Source organism: Actinomyces mediterranea, from assembly GCF_900155595.1.
Taxonomy (GTDB): domain Bacteria; phylum Actinomycetota; class Actinomycetes; order Actinomycetales; family Actinomycetaceae; genus Pauljensenia; species Pauljensenia mediterranea.
The window spans coordinates 325,792-343,050 of sequence record NZ_FTPB01000003.1 but is presented as its reverse complement, the minus strand read 5'-3'; the positions used below and the strand labels follow the sequence as shown (position 1 = coordinate 343,050).

The 17,259-nt window shown below is 63.7% G+C and carries 12 protein-coding genes; 10 read left to right on the top strand and 2 right to left on the bottom strand.

Annotated features, from left to right (window positions below):
• Positions 1–128: 128 nt before the first annotated feature.
• The 4 genes from BQ7471_RS02640 (at position 129) to BQ7471_RS02625 (ending at position 5,675) form a co-directional block, all read left to right on the top strand.
• Complete coding sequence (locus BQ7471_RS02640; protein WP_076463998.1) at positions 129–1,370, top strand: glycosyltransferase; 1,242 nt, start codon at positions 129–131, stop codon at positions 1,368–1,370.
• Positions 1,371–1,525: 155 nt separating this feature from the next.
• Positions 1,526–3,292, top strand: coding sequence for a phosphotransferase (locus BQ7471_RS02635; protein WP_076463996.1), 1,767 nt, complete (start codon positions 1,526–1,528; stop codon positions 3,290–3,292).
• 94 nt (positions 3,293–3,386) lie between these two features.
• A complete protein-coding gene (gene eat / locus BQ7471_RS02630) occupies positions 3,387–4,808 on the top strand; it encodes an ethanolamine permease (RefSeq protein WP_076463994.1) in 1,422 nt (473 codons plus the stop codon).
• Between the two features lie 45 nt (positions 4,809–4,853).
• Complete coding sequence (locus tag BQ7471_RS02625) at positions 4,854–5,675, top strand: NTP transferase domain-containing protein (protein WP_083663204.1); 822 nt, start codon at positions 4,854–4,856, stop codon at positions 5,673–5,675.
• Here BQ7471_RS02625 and BQ7471_RS02620 read toward each other — a convergent pair.
• Entirely contained in the window at positions 5,664–6,806 is a 1,143-nt protein-coding gene (locus BQ7471_RS02620) for a glycosyltransferase family protein (protein ID WP_076464403.1), read from the bottom strand. The two genes, BQ7471_RS02625 and BQ7471_RS02620, sit on opposite strands and share 12 nt — an antisense overlap.
• 70 nt (positions 6,807–6,876) lie before the next feature.
• Here BQ7471_RS02620 and BQ7471_RS02615 point away from each other — a divergent pair, with 70 nt between their 5' ends.
• The 4 genes from BQ7471_RS02615 (at position 6,877) to BQ7471_RS02600 (ending at position 11,900) form a co-directional block, all read left to right on the top strand.
• Positions 6,877–8,169: a nucleotide sugar dehydrogenase gene (locus BQ7471_RS02615; protein ID WP_076463992.1), complete on the top strand. Its 1,293-nt coding sequence runs from the start codon at positions 6,877–6,879 to the stop codon at positions 8,167–8,169.
• Between the two features lie 111 nt (positions 8,170–8,280).
• Complete coding sequence (locus BQ7471_RS02610) at positions 8,281–10,077, top strand: phosphotransferase (protein ID WP_407922673.1); 1,797 nt, start codon at positions 8,281–8,283, stop codon at positions 10,075–10,077.
• 12 nt (positions 10,078–10,089) lie between these two features.
• Positions 10,090–11,022, top strand: coding sequence for a DMT family transporter (locus tag BQ7471_RS02605; RefSeq protein ID WP_076463988.1), 933 nt, complete (start codon positions 10,090–10,092; stop codon positions 11,020–11,022).
• Positions 11,023–11,042: 20 nt separating this feature from the next.
• Positions 11,043–11,900 carry a LicD family protein gene (locus BQ7471_RS02600; protein WP_076463986.1) on the top strand — a complete coding sequence of 286 codons (858 nt, stop codon included), beginning with the start codon at positions 11,043–11,045 and terminating at the stop codon, positions 11,898–11,900.
• 28 nt (positions 11,901–11,928) lie between these two features.
• Here the strand turns inward: BQ7471_RS02600 and BQ7471_RS02595 are convergent, their stop codons facing one another.
• Entirely contained in the window at positions 11,929–15,087 is a 3,159-nt protein-coding gene (locus BQ7471_RS02595) for an N-acetylmuramoyl-L-alanine amidase (RefSeq protein WP_076463984.1), read from the bottom strand.
• Between the two features lie 213 nt (positions 15,088–15,300).
• Here BQ7471_RS02595 and rfbB point away from each other — a divergent pair, with 213 nt between their 5' ends.
• On the top strand, positions 15,301–16,308 hold the full coding sequence (rfbB, locus tag BQ7471_RS02590) for a dTDP-glucose 4,6-dehydratase (RefSeq protein ID WP_076463982.1): 1,008 nt from the start codon (positions 15,301–15,303) through the stop codon (positions 16,306–16,308).
• A 3-nt stretch (positions 16,309–16,311) separates the two neighbouring features.
• The gene (locus tag BQ7471_RS02585; RefSeq protein WP_076463980.1) at positions 16,312–17,256 is read left to right on the top strand and encodes a glycosyltransferase; all 945 of its coding nucleotides are present in this window, start codon (positions 16,312–16,314) and stop codon (positions 17,254–17,256) included.
• Positions 17,257–17,259 lie beyond the last annotated feature (3 nt).

The window sequence follows — 17,259 nt, the reverse complement described above, 5'->3', positions numbered from 1 at the left end:
CCCAGACACGGAGTCAGACTTGGATGCCCGATGCCCGATGCCCGATGCCCCTCGCGCACGCGTCCTCCTAGGGGCCGGCGCCGCCCGGCGGGTGCGGCACCGGCCACGACTCTGCGACACTGGGATACATGTCCACGTTCACTCCTGCGCTCCGCCGTCCTCGTGTCCTCATCGCGACGCGGATCTTCGCCCCCGAAGGGGCCGCGGCTGCGCTGAGACTGGCGGCCCTGGCACGGGCATTGGCGGACGAGGGCTGCGAGGTGGTGGTCCTCACCTCGGTGCCTCCCCGGTGCCTTCGAGAACAGGCCGATGAGTTCGACGAACTGGCGGCGGAAACGACTGCGGCGGGCGGTTCGATCCATGTGTACAGACGTCCAGTGCTGCGCGATACGACGGGCGCCGTGCGCGGCTATCTGCCCTACCTGTCGTTCGACCTCCCGCTCCTCGTCCGACTCCTGACGGCGTCGAAGGCGGATGTCGTTGTCAATGAGCCGCCGCCGACGACGGGCCTCATGACTCGTCTCGCCTGCGCGATCCGGCGCACCCCTTACGTCTACTACGCCGCCGACATCCTTTCCGATGCTGCGAGGGCGCAGGGCACTCCTCCCTGCGTCGTCGACGCGGTGCGGTGGATGGAGAGTGCATCGATGCGCGGCGCGTCCCGCGTCATCGCCGTCTCCGAGGGCGTCGCCGAACGGGTGCGCGCCCTGTCGGGGCGCGGCGCCGATGTCGTCCTCAACGGCGTCGACGCCTCCGCCCCGATCAACGAGGACGGGGCCGGGGCGACTCCCAGGGGATTCCCAGCGACGCGGGGCCCGGTCTTCCTCTATGCCGGCACCGTCGCCGACTGGCTCGCCCCCGAGGTCTTCATTAGCGCCTTCGAGCGGGTGCGCTCCGATCTTGCGGGCGCTCGCCTCGTCTTCCTCGGACAGGGCGGGGCCTGGCGGTCCCTCAAAAGGCGCGCGCGCGGGGTCCGTGACATCATCTTTCACGACCCCGTGAGCGCCGAGGAAGCGCGCTACTGGTACGCCTCGGCGACCGCCTCACTCGCCTCGATCCGCCACGGAGCGTACGACTACGCCTACCCGACGAAGATCCTCTCCTCCCTCGCCTGCGGGACTCCCGTCATCTATGCGGGGCGCGGCGCGGCCCGTGAGGATGTGCTCGATGCGCATCTCGGCTGGGCGGTCGATGTCGACGCCGACCAGATCGCAGCTGCCATGCGCTCCGCTGCCGCATGTCCCGCGGAGGATCCCCGCCGGGATCGCGCCCGACTGCGCCGCTGGGTCGACGAGCACCGGTCGGCTCGCGCGAGCTCCGCCGAGGCGGCCCGCATCGTCTTCGACGCCATGAGATGCCCTCGGTTGTGAACCCGCGGCTCCTCGCGTGCGGACGCTCCCCCGCAGGCGAGGGAACATCGAATCACTGTGAGGCACGTCGCGGCGACATACTCGCGTTCATTGTGTTGACGTTGTACTCTGTTCGCGAACAGATAGAATATGTAAACATGTGAACAGGTGGTGTCATGCTCAACCGATACCAGTTCGAGGTGCTCAAGTCCTGCTCTGCGGGAGGCGCCCTCACTCAGAGGGACATGGCCATGAATGCGGGCATCTCCCTCGGATCTGTGAACAAGGCCTTTAACGAGCTCCTCACACTCGGCTACCTCGACGAGGATCGTGTGCTGACCGCCAAGGGGACGAGTGCACTCGCCCCGTACCGGGTCGACAACGCCGTGATCCTCGCCGCAGGGGCCGCCACCAGATTCGCCCCTTTGTCCTTCGAACGGCCCAAGGCGATGTTCGAGGTTCGCGGCGAGATCCTCATCGAGCGACAGATCCGTCAGCTCAGGGAGGCCGGCATCGACGACGTCTCCGTCGTCGTCGGCTATATGAAGGAGGCCTTCTTCTACCTCGAAGATGAATTCGGCGTGAAAATCATCGTCAACCCCGCCTATGCGACGCGCAACAATCACTCGTCCCTGTGGTGCGCGAAAGAACTGCTGGGCAACACCTACATCCTCTGCTCAGACGAGTATTACACGAAGAACGTCTTCTCGTTGTACAACTTCGAGTCCTACGCATCGGCGGTCCTCGTCGATGCGACGAAGAAGATGGTCCTCGACGTTGACGGCAAGAACCGTATCCTCGGCATCGGGGCGGGCGGAGTCGACGCCTATCAACTGCGAGGCCCCGCCTACATCGATCGAGAATTCGCGCGGCGCTACCTGAAGATCCTGGAGGAGGAGTACGACCGTCCGGAAACCGTCGGCAAACTGTGGGAGCAGATCTTCGGCGACCATGCGACGGAACTGCACATGGTCATGAGGGCCCGTGAGGCCGATACGATCCGAGAATTCGACTACCTCACCGACCTCGTCGCCTTCGATTCGGACTTCTTCGCCAACGTCGACTCGCGGATCCTCGACAACATCTGCGAGACCCTCGACTGCGCGCGCGAGGAGATCTCAGATGTCACACCCATCAAAGCGGGGCTGACGAACCTGTCGACATTCTTCACCGCGAAAGGCGTCAAATACATCTACCGTCACCCGGGCAATGGCACGAATGAGATCATCAACCGTCGGGCCGAGGCCCACGCGCTGAAGGTCGCCGCTGAACTCGGACTCGACGACACCTTCGTTCACGAGGATCCCGACGAGGGGTGGAAGATCTCCCGCTTCATCGACGGCTGTTCGGAACTCGACTACTCCGATCGCGCTCAAGTCGCCCGAGCGCTTCAGATGGTCCGTACTCTGCATACGAGCGGTGCGACCTCGCCATGGAGTTTCGACTTCTTCGACGAGGGGATGAAGATCGCCAAAACCCTCGCGGACATCCACTACCCGCTCCCGCGGGACTTCGACTCCCTCGCCGACCAGATCGGCTCCATCGCTGCGCAGATGCGCACGAGCGCCGGGGAGCCCGTTCTGTGCCACAACGACTTCTACGGCCCCAACCTCCTCGTGCGGGGGGACGAGATGCGCCTCATCGACTGGGAGTATGCGGCGATGGGCGACCCGATGTGCGACATCGGCAACTTCATCGCCCAGGGATCGGGATACCTGGTCGAGGAGACGCTCGACATCCTCCCGCTGTACTTCGGTCGTGAGGCGACCGAGGCCGAGAAGGGTCATTGTCTTGCAGCCGTCGCACTCGTCGGCTGGTACTGGTACGTATGGGCGATGTACAAGGCAGCGATGGGCAACCCGGTGGGGGATTGGCTCTACATCTGGTACCGCGCTGCCAAAGAGTATTCGGAAGCGGTACGCCTGCGCGCCACCGCCCGATGACGGTGCGACCCCGTCGGTGCCCGGCCGACGATCCCACTACCGCCCAGCCCGCCGACGCGGGATTTTCCGCGGAACCCCCCAGAAAGGCGCATTCATGACTACGTGCATCACAGAGACCGCAGAAACGGACGAGTACTTTGAGAAGAGATCCCTCCAGGGAGGGGCCGTCGGCTGGCTTCTCCTCATCGGCCTCGGCGTCTCCTACACCATCAGCGGAGACTTCTCCGGATGGAACTACGGCATGGAACAGGGGGGCTGGCTCGGACTCGCCATCGCCTGGCTCGTCATGGGGATCATGTACCTGTGCATCGTCTTCGGCCTCGCGGAGCTGTCGAGCGCGATCCCGACCGCCGGAGCCGGCTATGGTTTCGCGCGCTCGGCCATGGGCCGCACGGGAGGGTTCGCGACGGGGCTAGCGCTCATCATCGAATACGTCTGCGCTCCTGCGGCGATCGCGCTCTTCATCGCCAACTACATCCTCGCTCTTGGAATACTCCCCGACTGGGTGACCCCAGTGACGATCGTCGTCGTCGCGTATCTCGTGTTCACAGCAATCCATATCATCGGTGTCGGCGAGGCGCTCAAACTCATGTTCGTGATCTCGGCGATCGCGATCGTCGCCCTCGTGGGATTCGTCGCCGGGACAATCGGCTCCTTCGACGCGACGAGGCTCTTCGACATCACACCGGCTGCTGGTTCCACAGCTGCTCTGCCCATGGGATTCTCCGGCGTCTTGGGCGCTCTGCCCTTCGGGATCTGGTTCTTCCTCGGCGTCGAGGGCGTTCCGCTGGCCGCCGAGGAGTCTCAGGATCCCCGCCGAGACATGCCCCGCGGTCTCATCGGCGCTCTCGCGATACTCGCCCTCACGGGCGCGGCGTCGCTCGTCTTCGCAGCAGGATCCGCAGGAGCCGCGGCCATCGCCGGTTCGGATGCGCCCCTCGTCGACGCGCTCACCGCCGTCGGGCGCCCCGGCCTCGCCGTCTTCGTCAACTGGGCGGCACTGGCCGGTCTCATCGCCAGTTTCTTCAGTCTCATGTACGCCGGCAGTCGTCAGATCTTCGCCCTTTCGAGGGCGGGATACCTGCCGAGCGCCCTGTCGGTCACCGGTTCGAGGAAGACTCCGACGATCGCCCTCGTCCTTCAAGCGCTCATCGGGATCTGCCTCGTCGTCGTCATGGGCAGTGGGGACCTCATCCTCAATATCGCCGTATTCGGAGCATGCGTCTCCTATGCGCTCATGAGCATGTCGCACATCCTCCTGCGCGTGAAGAGCCCCCAGATGCCGCGCGCCTATCGCACACCCGGTGGCGTCATCACAACGGGGATGGGCTTCGCCCTGAGCTGCGTCGCCATCGTCTCCACCTTCTTCGTCGATATCGTTGCGGCCTTCTGTGTCCTCGGCTTCTACATCGTGGGGATCGCCTACTTCATCGTCTATTCGAAGAAGCGTCTCGTGTCCAATGCTCCCGAAGAGGAGTTCGCCGCGCTCGTCGGCGCGCAATCCGAGTTGCGCTAACCTGGGCGAGTCGATGAGGGCGTTGCGTGCGAAAGGGAGGAAGCAGTGTCTGAACTGAGTCGCGGGGAGTTCGATGAGCGCGTTGCGCGATACGAGGCCGGAACGGCGACGGCGGATGATCTCTCCGCCCTCGAGCCCTACCGCGTGAAGCGCGCGATCCTTCTGGCGAGCGGGTTCGGCTCGCGGATGGTCCCGATCACCCTCAATACGCCCAAGCCCCTCGTCAACGTCAATGGGACGCGCATCATTGAAACGATCCTCGACGCCCTGCTCGGCATCGGCGTCACGGAGATCTACATTGTCACCGGATATCTCAAGGAGCAGTTCACCCTCCTCAAAGATCGGTATCCGATGGTGACGATCCTCGAGAATCCGATCTACGCCACGACGAACAACCTGTCGTCGGCATGCGTCGCCGCCGAGCACTTCTCCAACGCCTACGTCTTCGAATCGGATCTGTATCTGACGAATCCGTCGGTGCTCACCGCGTACAACTATGAGTCGCACTATTTCGGCGTTCCCGTGGAACAGACACCCGACTGGTGCTTCGATACGGAGGACGGCGTCATCACCGACCTGCACAAGGGCGGCGTGAATTGCTATCACATGTTCGGCATCAGCTATTGGTCGCGTGAGGACGGTGCGAGGCTCGCAGAGGATCTGCCCGCCTGTTTCGACGAGGATGACGAGACGAAGCAGCGCTTCTGGGACGACGTGCCGTGCGTGATCCGCCGCGATCGCTACGAGTTGCACATCAAGGAGTGCGCGTTCAGCGATATCGATGAGATCGACTCTTTTGCCGAGTTGCAGCAGATCGATCCTCGGTATCGGATCGATGGGTCCCCAGCCGGTTCCTCAGCGCAATAGACCGCTGAGTATTGCGCGGGCGACGTCGGCCTCGGAATCGAAGCTCAAGGGCCGGGCCGCCGCGTGCGTCGCCTCCTTGAACGTCCTGACGGCAGCGGGCGTCAGCGAATGCAGGGAGTCGACGATCTCGCAGACGGTGAAGCCCGAGGAGACTGCGCCGAGCCCGTACCCGCGGACGAGGTCCTCCATTTCGACGCTCGGGCCGACGGCGACGGCGAGGCGCGCCTGGATGAAGTCGAAGAACTTGTTCGGAAGGGTGAGCCTCGCGTTCGTATTGAACGGCGGGATCCAGAAGACCCCGATGTCATAGGCGTTGAGGACGCGGGGCAGGTCGGCGGGCGCCACCGGATCGCGGAAGCGGATTCTCGCGTCTGCGGATGCCAGTGCATGCAGATCTCGCAGATAGGCGCCGCCATCGCCTCCCGGGACGAGGTAGAGGTCGAGGGTGAATCCCTCTCCCGCTTCGAGGATCGCTTCAATCATCGTCTCCAGCGCCCTGCCGGGGATCGCCGCCCCCGAGTGCGCGAGGCGCAGCACCCCCGTGGAGAGCAGGGGAGAGGGGGTGAGGTCCGCGTAGGGCGCGGCATTGCGCATGAGCTGCGGACGCACCCCGTAGCGCCTGTCATACAGGTCCGCGATTCGCGCGCCGACGGTCGTCGCCGCGCAGACGCGCGGAAGGTAGCGGCGGCACACGGAGTCGATCCACGGGGCGACGAGGAGTCGCCAGGAGGCGATGTGGGTGCGCTCCTCGGGAGCCCACTCGTGAAGATCCACCCACACGGGCGCCCCCTTCGCCGCTGCGAAGGCGAGGGGCAGGGCGCGCGCATCATTGGCGATGACGAGGTCGAAGTCCCGTGACATGAGATCCCCGCGGACCGCCGTCGCCCCGGGCGCCTGCAGATCGGCGGCGAGGTGGCGGTGCAGCGCGAGATTCGCAACGCCCCCGAGGGTCTGCGGCAGGGAGGGGGCATCGGAGGGGATCTGCACATGATGCGCCGAATAGGGCGTTGCGGGGCCGTAACCGCAGGTCGTGACCTCGCCGAAGTCGTAGACGACGGACAGCTGCCTCAAGACCCTCGCGTCGCGAACGAGCGGGGAAAAGGACAGGTCGAGGATCTGCGGACGGGTCATATCCACATGGTAGGCGGCGACGGGCATCGGGCATACTGTGGGGGTATGCGGGATAAGAGGAAGGACTCATATGCGCATCGCAGTCGTCGCCCTCGGGAAGATCGGACTGCCCCTCGCCGTCCAGTACGCGACGAAGGGCCACGATGTCGTCGGCGTCGACGTCGATGCGCGTACAGTCGCCCTCGTCAATGAGGGGCGGTCGCCCTTCCCCGGGGAGGCGCACCTCGACGGCCTCCTCGCCCGCGTCGTCGCCCGGGGCACCTTACGGGCGACGACCGACTACGCCGAGGCGATCCCGCGCGCCGATGCCGTCGTCCTCGTCGTCCCGCTTGTCGTCGACGAGGAGGGCGTCCCGGACTTCGCGCCGTTGGATGCGGCGACTCGTGCCCTCGCCGCTTCCCTCACGCCGGAAACCCTCATCTCCTATGAAACGACGCTTCCCGTGGGGACGACCCGAGAGCGCTTCCGGCCCCTCATCGAAGCCGTTTCCGGCCTTGAGGAGGGGCACGACTTCCACCTCGTCTTCAGCCCCGAACGGGTCCTCACCGGCAGGGTCTTCGCCGACCTGCGCAGGTACCCCAAACTCATCGGCGGACTGTCCGAGGCGGGGACGAGGGCGGGAATCTCCTTCTATCAGCAGGTCCTCGACTTCGATGAGCGCGCCGACCTGCCCGGGGGCAATGGAGTGTGGGATATGGGCAGCGCCGAGGCCGCAGAATTGGCGAAACTTGCGGAGACGACGTACCGCGATGTCAATATCGGATTGGCGAATCAATTCGCCGTGTTCGCCGACCGCGTCGGCATTGACATCGAACGGGTCATCGATGCCTGCAATTCTCAGCCCTATTCGCATATCCACCGGCCCGGTATCGCAGTCGGCGGCCACTGCATCCCCGTCTACCCCAGGCTCTACCTGTCGACTGATCCGGATGCCACGATTGTTCGGAAAGCCCGGGAGTTCAATGAGACGATGCCCGGCTATGCGGTGGACCGCCTGAGCGGGATTCTCGGCCCGCTCGGCGGGCTGAGGGTCGTTGTCTTCGGCGCCTCCTATCGCGGCGGTGTGAAGGAGACCGCGTTCTCCGGGGTCTTTCCCCTCGTCAATGCTCTGGTCGCCCGCGGCGCCCGCGTCCTCGTCCACGACCCGATGTACACCGATGATGAGTTGAGGGCTTTCGGGTGGGAGCCCTTCCGCCTCGGTCGGGCCGCCGATGCTGCGATCATCCAGGCTGATCACCGCGAATACGCCTCGCTCGCTCCACAGGATGTGCCCGGTGTGCGGCTGCTCGTTGACGGGCGGCGGATAACGGCTGCAGAGTTGTGGGCGGGGGTGCCGCGCCTCGTCATCGGTCAGGGGAGGTGACACTCAGCGCTGCTCGTGTGAGCAACACGACACGTTAAATGTTCAGAGAAGTATTATTGTGACGTATGTTTGAACGTAATGTCAGATCTTTTCCTAGTGAACGGATGTGTCGTGGCCGACGTACTCACACGCCCTCAATTCGAAGTCCTCAACGCCCTCAATACCGCCGACGGGCCATTGACACAGCGAGAGCTTCAGGCGACCACGGGCATGTCTCTGGGGCGCGTCAACACTGCTGTGCGCGAATGCGAAGCCAGGGGTCTCATCGAAGAGCGCGCCCTGACGGACGCCGGACGAGCAGCTCTTGACCCCTATGCCGTCAACAACGCCGTCATCATGGCAGCGGGCCTATCCTCCCGTTTCGCGCCGATCTCATACGAGCGCCCCAAGGGAACGCTCAAGGTCCTCGGAGAAGTGCTCATCGAACGGCAGATCCGCCAGCTCCACGAGGCGGGCATCACCGACATCACCGTCGTCGTCGGATACAAGAAGGAGTACTTCTTCTACCTCATCGACAAGTACGACGTGAAGATCGTCGTCAACAGGGACTACGCCATCCGCAATAACAACGGGTCCCTGTGGCTGGTCAAAGACATCCTCGCCAACACCTACGTATGCTCCTCCGACGACTACTTCACGAAGAACCCCTTCGAATCCCACGTCTACAAGGCCTACTACTCTGCGAACTACGTCGAGGGCCCCACCGACGAGTGGTGCATCACCACGGGGGCGAATGGGAGAATCATCGGCGCCACCGTCGGAGGTGACAACGCGTGGACCATGCTCGGACATGTCTACTTCGATCGTGCATTCTCCGCCTCTTTCCGCTCCATCCTCGAGCGGGTCTACCACCGGCCCGAGACCGCGTCGAAGCTGTGGGAGAGAATCTTCCTCGACCACGTCAAAGAACTCGATATGGTCATCCGCGAATACCCCGAGGGCGTCATCTACGAGTTCGACTCCGTGGACGAGCTGCGCAGCTTCGACCCCCATTTCATGGAGAACATCGACTCAGAGGTCTTTGACAATATTGAGAGAGCCCTGGGGTGCTCGACGACCGACATCACGGACTTCTACCCCCTCAAGCAGGGGATCACGAACCTGTCATGCCACTTCCGCGTCGGCGATGATGAATACGTCTACCGCCACCCCGGCGCCGGAACCGACCAGATCGTCGACCGCCAAGCAGAACTCGACGCCCTCACCCTCGCCGGGGAGATCGGCATCGATCACACCTTCATCACGGGCGACCCCGCGCGCGGATGGAAGATCTCCCGCTTCGTTCCCAATGTGCGCAACCTCGACGTCACCAACCCGGAGGAGCTGCGCCGCGCCATGGTGATGAACCGTGAACTCCACGACTCCGGGCGCACTCTCGGACGGTCGTTCGACTTCATCGCCGAGGGACTGCGATACGAGGGAATCCTGCGCCAGCACGGGGACATCGAGCTGCCCGGATACGACGAGCTCAAGGCCAAGGTGCTGCGCCTGAAGGAATACGCCGACGCCGATGGCTTCGAACTCGTCCCCAGTCACAATGACTTCTTCCCGCCGAACTTTCTCGTCGACGCGGACGGCAGGATCGATCTCATCGACTGGGAGTACGCAGGGATGTCGGATGTCGCCGCCGACTTCGGGACCATGGTGGTCTGCACCCCCGAACTGTCCGAGGAACGGGCTGAGCAGGCCCTGTGCGACTACTTCGGGCGCACACCCACCGATATGGAGAGGCGCCACTTCTGGGCGTATGTCGTCTTCGCCGGGTGGTGCTGGTACCTGTGGGCGCTCGTCAAGGAGGCCGAGGGCGATGACGTGGGGGAGTGGCTGCTTATCTACTACCGTCATGCGGCCGATTACGTCAACCGGCTTCTCGCCGACTATGAATCCGCTTCCCATCACGACCACTGAGGAGTAAGAACAATGAAATGGGGAATCTTCTCCGGAGCCCTGTGGGGCTTGGACACCGTCGTTCTGGGAATCGCCCTCGCCATGGCTCCCTTCCTCGGAGCGGGCGAGGCCTCATTGGCCAGCGCGATCCTCCACGACGTCCTCACCGCTCTCATCCTCCTCGTCTACATGGGAGTGCGAGGGCGACTGAGGGACACTCTCGCAGCGATCCGCACGAAGTCCGGGAAGGCGATCATGCTCGGCGCCCTCCTCGGCGGGCCCTTCGGCATGACCGGCTACCTCATTGCGATCAATAATATCGGCCCGGGCTACACGGCGATCATCTCCACCTTCTACCCCGCAGTCGGCACTCTCCTGGCGTTCATCTTCCTCAAAGAACGCATGAAGCCCCGCCAGATCGTCGCACTGCTGGTCGCCCTCGGCGCGATCATCCTCATCGGATACTCCTCGACTGGCAGTGAAACCTCGGGCAACCCCGTCCTCGGCGTCATCGCGGCCCTGGCCTGCGTCTTCGGCTGGGGTTCGGAAGCGGTGATCCTCGCATGGGGCATGCGCGACGACGATGTCGACAATGAAACGGCTCTGCAGATCCGCGAGACGACCTCCGCCCTCGTCTATGTCCTTGCAGTCGCCCCCATCGGCGGAGTTGTCGGCTTCACACTGCGCGCGGCCCCGACCCTGGGGACAGGGATCGTCGTCCTGGCCGCACTGGCGGGAACCGCCTCCTATCTCTTCTACTACAAGGCCATTGCCTCGGTCGGCGCATCGCGCGGCATGGCGCTCAACATCTCCTATTCTGCGTGGGCGGTGCTCTTCGCCCTCATCCTCATCGGAACGGTGCCGACGCCGCTGCAGATCGTCTGCTGCGTGGTTATCCTGATTGGGACGGTGCTCGCGGCGACGCCGAACTGGCGTGAGTTCTCGCTGAGCAACGACGCGGCATAACGACCGAAAGGACTCCAATCGTGACTGCCCCCCGCGACTCAGACCAGTTGCGCGCTGTCCAGAAGGCGACCCGATACGCCCTCGCTGAACTCGACCGTGTCTGCGAGGAACTCGGCCTGCGGTATGTGGTCTACGGGGGCACCGCGATCGGTGCGGTCCGCCACGGGGGGTTCATCCCGTGGGACGACGATGTCGACGTGTGCATGCCTCGTTCCGACTACGAGCGCCTCCTGAGCGAGGGGCCGACGATCCTGCACGACGGTTTCGTCCTCATCGCCTCCGAAACGGATCCCGCCTATCCGAAGTCCTTCGGGATACTCGGTCTGGCCGGATCGGAGTTCACACCGAGAGTCGCCAAGAATCGGCCCTACACGATGCCTATTGGAGTGGACCTGTTCCCGCTCGATCCGATTCCCGAGGACGACGCGCTCTACGTCAAGCAGGCGCGAAGGACATGGCTGTGGGGGAGGATGCTCTTCCTCCATGGGACTGCGACGCCGGATGTATCACTGCCCGTTCCGCTTAATGTCGCTGCCTCGGCCATCATGCACGGCGTGCATGCAGCGCTGCACCTGCTGCGCGTGAAGCCGCGCTTCCTCGTGGAGAAGTGGGAGGCGGCGGCGCGCATGTATGAGGGATCCTCGTCCCGTCTGCTCGGGGATTACTCCACCCGGGATCCGAAGAGGTGGTCGGCGTCGATTGACGAACTCTTCCCCGCACGCCGTGTTGCCTTCGACGACATCACCGTTCTCCTCCCCGCGGATTATGACGCAGTGCTCACTCGGGGGTATGGGGACTACATGCGGCTGCCCCCCGAAGACGAGCGGGTCAATCACGATCCGGCCCGAGTGGTCCTGGGGCCGAATTACCCCGGATAAGACGGCTGGTATGCGCGCCCGTCGCGGATCAGAAGTGCATCTGCATCATCGCGACGAGGTCGTAGCCGTAGTTCTTCGCCATTGCCCATCCCGCACGGGAGGGGTTCTCTTGGACGCCGAGGTATTCGACGTGGGGTGCCGATCCCTTGCGCACGTAGTTGAAACGCGGATCGACCAGCGGATACGCAAGTTTGTCGGCAGTCACTCGAGGATCCGCGTAGGCGCGCAGGTGTTGGACCTGGGCGCGCAGCCCGATCCTCACCGAGGAGAATGAGGCTCCGCCCGCTCCGCCGCCGACTGCGCCGATGCCGCCGAAGTTGAACTGCGTCGCTTTGACGTCGCCGCCGAATCGAAGCCATCCGGTCTCTTTCATGACCTGGCAGAACAAGAGTTCGGGGCTGATGCCCTCGGCGACTGCCTCGTCGTAGAGGATCGTGACGAAGGTTGTGATGTCACCGGCGCCCCCACTGCGCATGACAGATGCGGGGTAGGGTCGTCCCTGCCTCCGATAGGTGCTCGTCATCGTCGAGATGAGGGACATCCGGGAGGCTGTCGGTGTGGCCATGACCGGATGCTGATCGACGTAGCCGATCCAGGCCCCGGAGGCATCGAATTGATTGGCCCTCCCATCGATCGTCACCGTACCCGTCGCCATGACGCCTGACCCATTGAACCAGTACCAGGTGCCGTGGTCGTTGAGCCAGCCGGTCGTCATGAGGTCCGTCGCTGGATCCAGGTAGTACCAGGAGTCGGAGTCCTTGAGCCATCCGGTTGTGTTGTTTCCCGAGGCGTTGACGTGGCGCCATCCGTCGGGGAAGTAGACCCAGCCGGTGCGCAATTCTCCGGTGGGGGCGAACATGTAGGTGTGCCCGCTGATGCGCGCCTGACCCGTGGTCATGAGGTCCGTCGAGGGGGTGAGGTAGTACCAGGAGTCGGAGTCCTTGAGCCATCCGGTTGTGTTGTTTCCCGAGGCGTTGACGTGGCGCCATCCGTCGGGGAAGTAGACCCAGCCGGTGCGCAATTCTCCGGTGGGGGCGAACATGTAGGTGTGCCCGCTGATGCGCGCCTGACCCGTGGTCATGAGGTCCGTCGCTGGATCCAGGTAGTACCAGGAGTCGGAGTCCTTGAGCCATCCGGTTGTGTTGTTTCCCGAGGCGTTGACGTGGCGCCATCCGTCGGGGAAGTAGACCCAGCCGGTGCGCAATTCTCCGGTGGGGGCGAACATGTAGGTGTGCCCGCTGATGCGCGCCTGACCCGTGGTCATGAGGTCCGTCGCTGGATCCAGGTAGTACCAGGAGTCGGAGTCCTTGAGCCATCCGGTTGTGTTGTTTCCCGAGGCGTTGACGTGGCGCCATCCGTCGGGGAAGTAGACCCAGCCGGTGCGCAATTCTCCGGTGGGGGCGAACATGTAGGTGTGCCCGCTGATGCGCGCCTGACCCGTGGTCATGAGGTCCGTCGAGGGGGTGAGGTAGTACCAGGAGCCCGAGTCCCGGATCCAGCCTGATGCCCTCGCCCCGGAGGGGAGGAAGTAGTACCAGGTGGATCCCACTGCGAGCCACCCGGTCACCATGTAACCGGAGCCGTCGAAATAGTAGATGGCGCCATTGATGCGCGCCCACTTGGCTGTTGCGGCGGAGCCGTTCGACGTGATCCACTGCCACAGCCCCATTGTCTGCTGCCAGTGCCCCGAGTTTGACAGGTCCGGGATTGTCGAGGGTGGCTCCTGCGGCCCGACTGCCGGGGCGGACTCGTCGGTGATGGTGGATGTCGCGATCCTGCGTACCTGGGGGAGTCGGGTGTATCCGATGTTCCCCGGGCATTCGGTGGAGTTCACATCGCGGTGTCCGAGGATTCGCGGCAGAGTCTTCGCCTTGTGCGCGTAGTAGCCGCTGGAAGAGGCGTCGGTGACCCCCGCGCGAGCGAGTTGCCACCCGGCGAGTTTGCCGACCGATGCGAGGGTATCGGCGGAGGGGGCCACCGACGTGTAGGTCCCGAGCATCGCGATGCCCATGGTTCCCTCGTTGTACCCGTAGGCATGCCCGCCCTCGGTCATTTTGCCCTTCGGTGCGCTCAATGAGCCCGAGCGCCCCTCGAAGACCCTGCCCCACTTGTCGACGAGGAAGTTGTAGCCCACATCGCCCCATCCGAGGGTGCGCGCGTGGTAGCTGTATATGCCCCTCACAATCGATTCGGATTGCGCCTTCGTGTAGTTATTCGTCCCCGCAGTGTGGTGGATGATCACGAAGGGGGCATCGAAGTACTCGACATCCCAATCCATGATGGATTCATCCGCCCCCCATTGTGCGCGTGACGTCACGGCGACGGGCATCGTCGTCGATACGGTGGCGGCGGGGAACAACTGGGGGAGGAGTCGAGCGCCCGCACTGGAGCCGCGCGCCATCAAGGCTCCCGATGCATCGGACTGGCCCGAGCCGACAGCCGCGTCGCCCTCGTCGGGATCAGGATCATTGACGGTGCTCTCTGGATCAGTGGAGGCGCTCTGGAGCAGGAGCGGATCCTCCATCTGGGAGGAGGCGAGGGAGTCCTCGTTCACCGGTGTGCCCTGCGCGGCGGCGACATCGATATCCGCTTCGGTGAGCTCCTTCTCCCCTTCGGGGTTGGCGGGCAGCAAGGAGAGTTCCAATCCCGCGGGAAGGTCTTCTTCGTCGCCTGTGACGCGCACCTGAATCGCATCGGCGCCGCCCGTGATGAACGGCTCCGTCCCCACCTTGCCGACTCCGTCATCGCGTCCCGATCCGTTCTCGGCCTCGACCAGATACCACTCGCTCCACGCACCATTTTCCCTCACACGGATGAACATCTGTGTGGACTCGGCGAGCTCGCCGGAGTCCTCCCAGGTCAGTCCGGTTACCATGAAGTCATTGACGGCGAGCGGCTGAGTGAGGATCACGGCGTCCTGAGAGGGGTCGAGGACGTCCTCGTCTCCGCTTGCGGAGAGGACTCCCCGCATGAGGGGCTTTCCGCCAGCCCGGCCCGAACCGGTTGCGACGGCGTCGATGCCGGCAGTCGCCACCTCCGTCGGGGTGCTCGAAGAAGTTGTGAGAGCGAGAGTGAGAATGGGGCCAGTCGACCCCGTGCTCTCCTGAGCGAATGAGGGGGCAGCGCTGAGAGCGCCGAACGCCATGACGGCGGAGGAGACGAATGCCCCGGCGCGCAGAAAAGACATCTGTGACTCCAGTGAATGGTGGGATTAGTGGTGAAACATCCCAAAAACTAGCATGAACTGAAATCATAATCTAGCCTTCGCTTGAAATATGGCAGCAGACAGACTCCTCAATAACGATCGTCGACTGTGCGGCGCAATGACTGTGGACTCGGTTTCTCCGCCAGTCGTACGGCATAATGTCAGAGAGTCAACGGTCACTATGAAGGAGATACCGTGAAGATCATCGTCACTGGTGGAGCAGGTTTTATTGGTGCGAACTTCGTTCACACCCTTCTCGAGGACCACACGGATACGGATGTTGTCGTCCTCGACAAGTTCACCTACGCCGGAAACAGAGGATCCCTCACCGATATCACCGATGATCTGGCCGAGCGCCTCACGATCGTCGAGGGCGATATCGTGGACGCCGACCTCGTCGACTCCCTCGTCAAGGATTCCGATGCCGTCGTCCACTTCGCCGCCGAATCCCACAATGACAATTCCCTCAACGACCCCTCGCCCTTCATCCAGACGAACCTCGTCGGCACCTACACGCTGCTTGAAGCGGTGCGCCGTCACAAGGTTCGTTTCCATCACATCTCCACAGACGAGGTCTACGGCGATCTTGAACTCGACGATCCCGCGAAGTTCACCCCCGCCACGCCGTACAACCCCTCCTCCCCGTACTCATCATCGAAGGCGGGCTCCGACCTCCTCGTCCGCGCCTGGGTGCGTTCTTTCGGTGTCGAGGCCACCATTTCGAACTGCTCGAACAACTACGGCCCCTACCAGCACATCGAGAAGTTCATCCCCCGCATGATCACCAATCGCCTGCGCGGGGTGCGGCCGCGCCTGTACGGCGACGGGCTCAATGTCCGCGACTGGATCCACGTGCGCGACCACAACACCGCCGTCTGGGACATCCTCATGAGGGGCAGCATCGGTGAGACCTACCTCATCGGCGCCGATGGTGAGACGAACAACCGCGATGTCGTCGCCATCCTCAACGAGCTCATGGGATACCCCGCCGACGACTTCGACCACGTCACCGACCGTCCCGGCCACGACCTGCGCTATGCGATCGACAACACGAAGCTGCGCGAAGAACTCGGATGGGAACCACACTTCACCGATTTCCGTTCGGGCCTCGCCGACACCATTGAGTGGTACACGAATAACGAGGCCTGGTGGGCCCCGCTCAAGGAAGCCGTCGAAGCGAAATACGCTGCGGAAGGGCACTGACAGGTGCCAGGACTCGCCTCCGCTCCGGGCGACGCCCCCCGCGTCACCGTCCTCATGGCGACCTACAACGGGCGCCGGTGGATCGATGAGCAGGTGGACTCCATCCTCCGCCAGCGCGGCGTCGCCGTCACACTCGTCGTCTCAGACGATGGGTCATCGGATGGTACGCGCGAGCACCTCATGGAGCGTTCCTTACGCGATTCGCGGATCCGGGTCCTGCCCCGCCGCAATGGCCCGCCCGGCGTCACGACGAACTTCCTGCACCTCTTCGTCTCTCATGCGTTCGACGGCTCCTATGTCGCCTTCAGCGATCAGGACGACATCTGGCGCGATGACAAGCTCGAGTCCCAACTCGCCTACATGAAGGACGAGCATGCGGATGTCGTCTCCTCCAATGTCACGAGTTTCGACTCGCGCGGACGCGAGCGCCTCATCGAGAAGAACTCCCCCCAGCGCAGGTGGGACCATATTTTCGAGGCGGCAGGTCCCGGATCCACCTACGTCTTCTCCCCACAGATGCACGCCCGGCTCGTCGATCTGCTCGCGAACCTCGACTTCTCCCAGATCGGCGTCCACGACTGGTACCTGTACGCCCTCGCCCGTGCGGTCGGCGCCCATTGGGCGATCAGCGCCCAACCGACGGTCGACTACCGCCAGCACGACGACAATGTGCAGGGGGCGAACTCGGGGCGTATCGCCTACCGGGCGCGACTCGCGAAACTGCGCTCCGGCTTCTACCTGCGCCAGTTCATCCTGACCGCTACAGCGGTTCGAGAGGTGAATAGCTATTCCGATGCGCGCAATCGGGACTTGGACCGACTCATCGCCCAGCTCGAGAATCCCTCCATATTCTCCCGGCTATCCTTCGTGTGCCGGGCGTGCCAGATCCGGAGGAACCGTCGCGAGGGCATCCAATTGGCGTGCGCACGACTCCTCGGCGTCTGGTGAGCG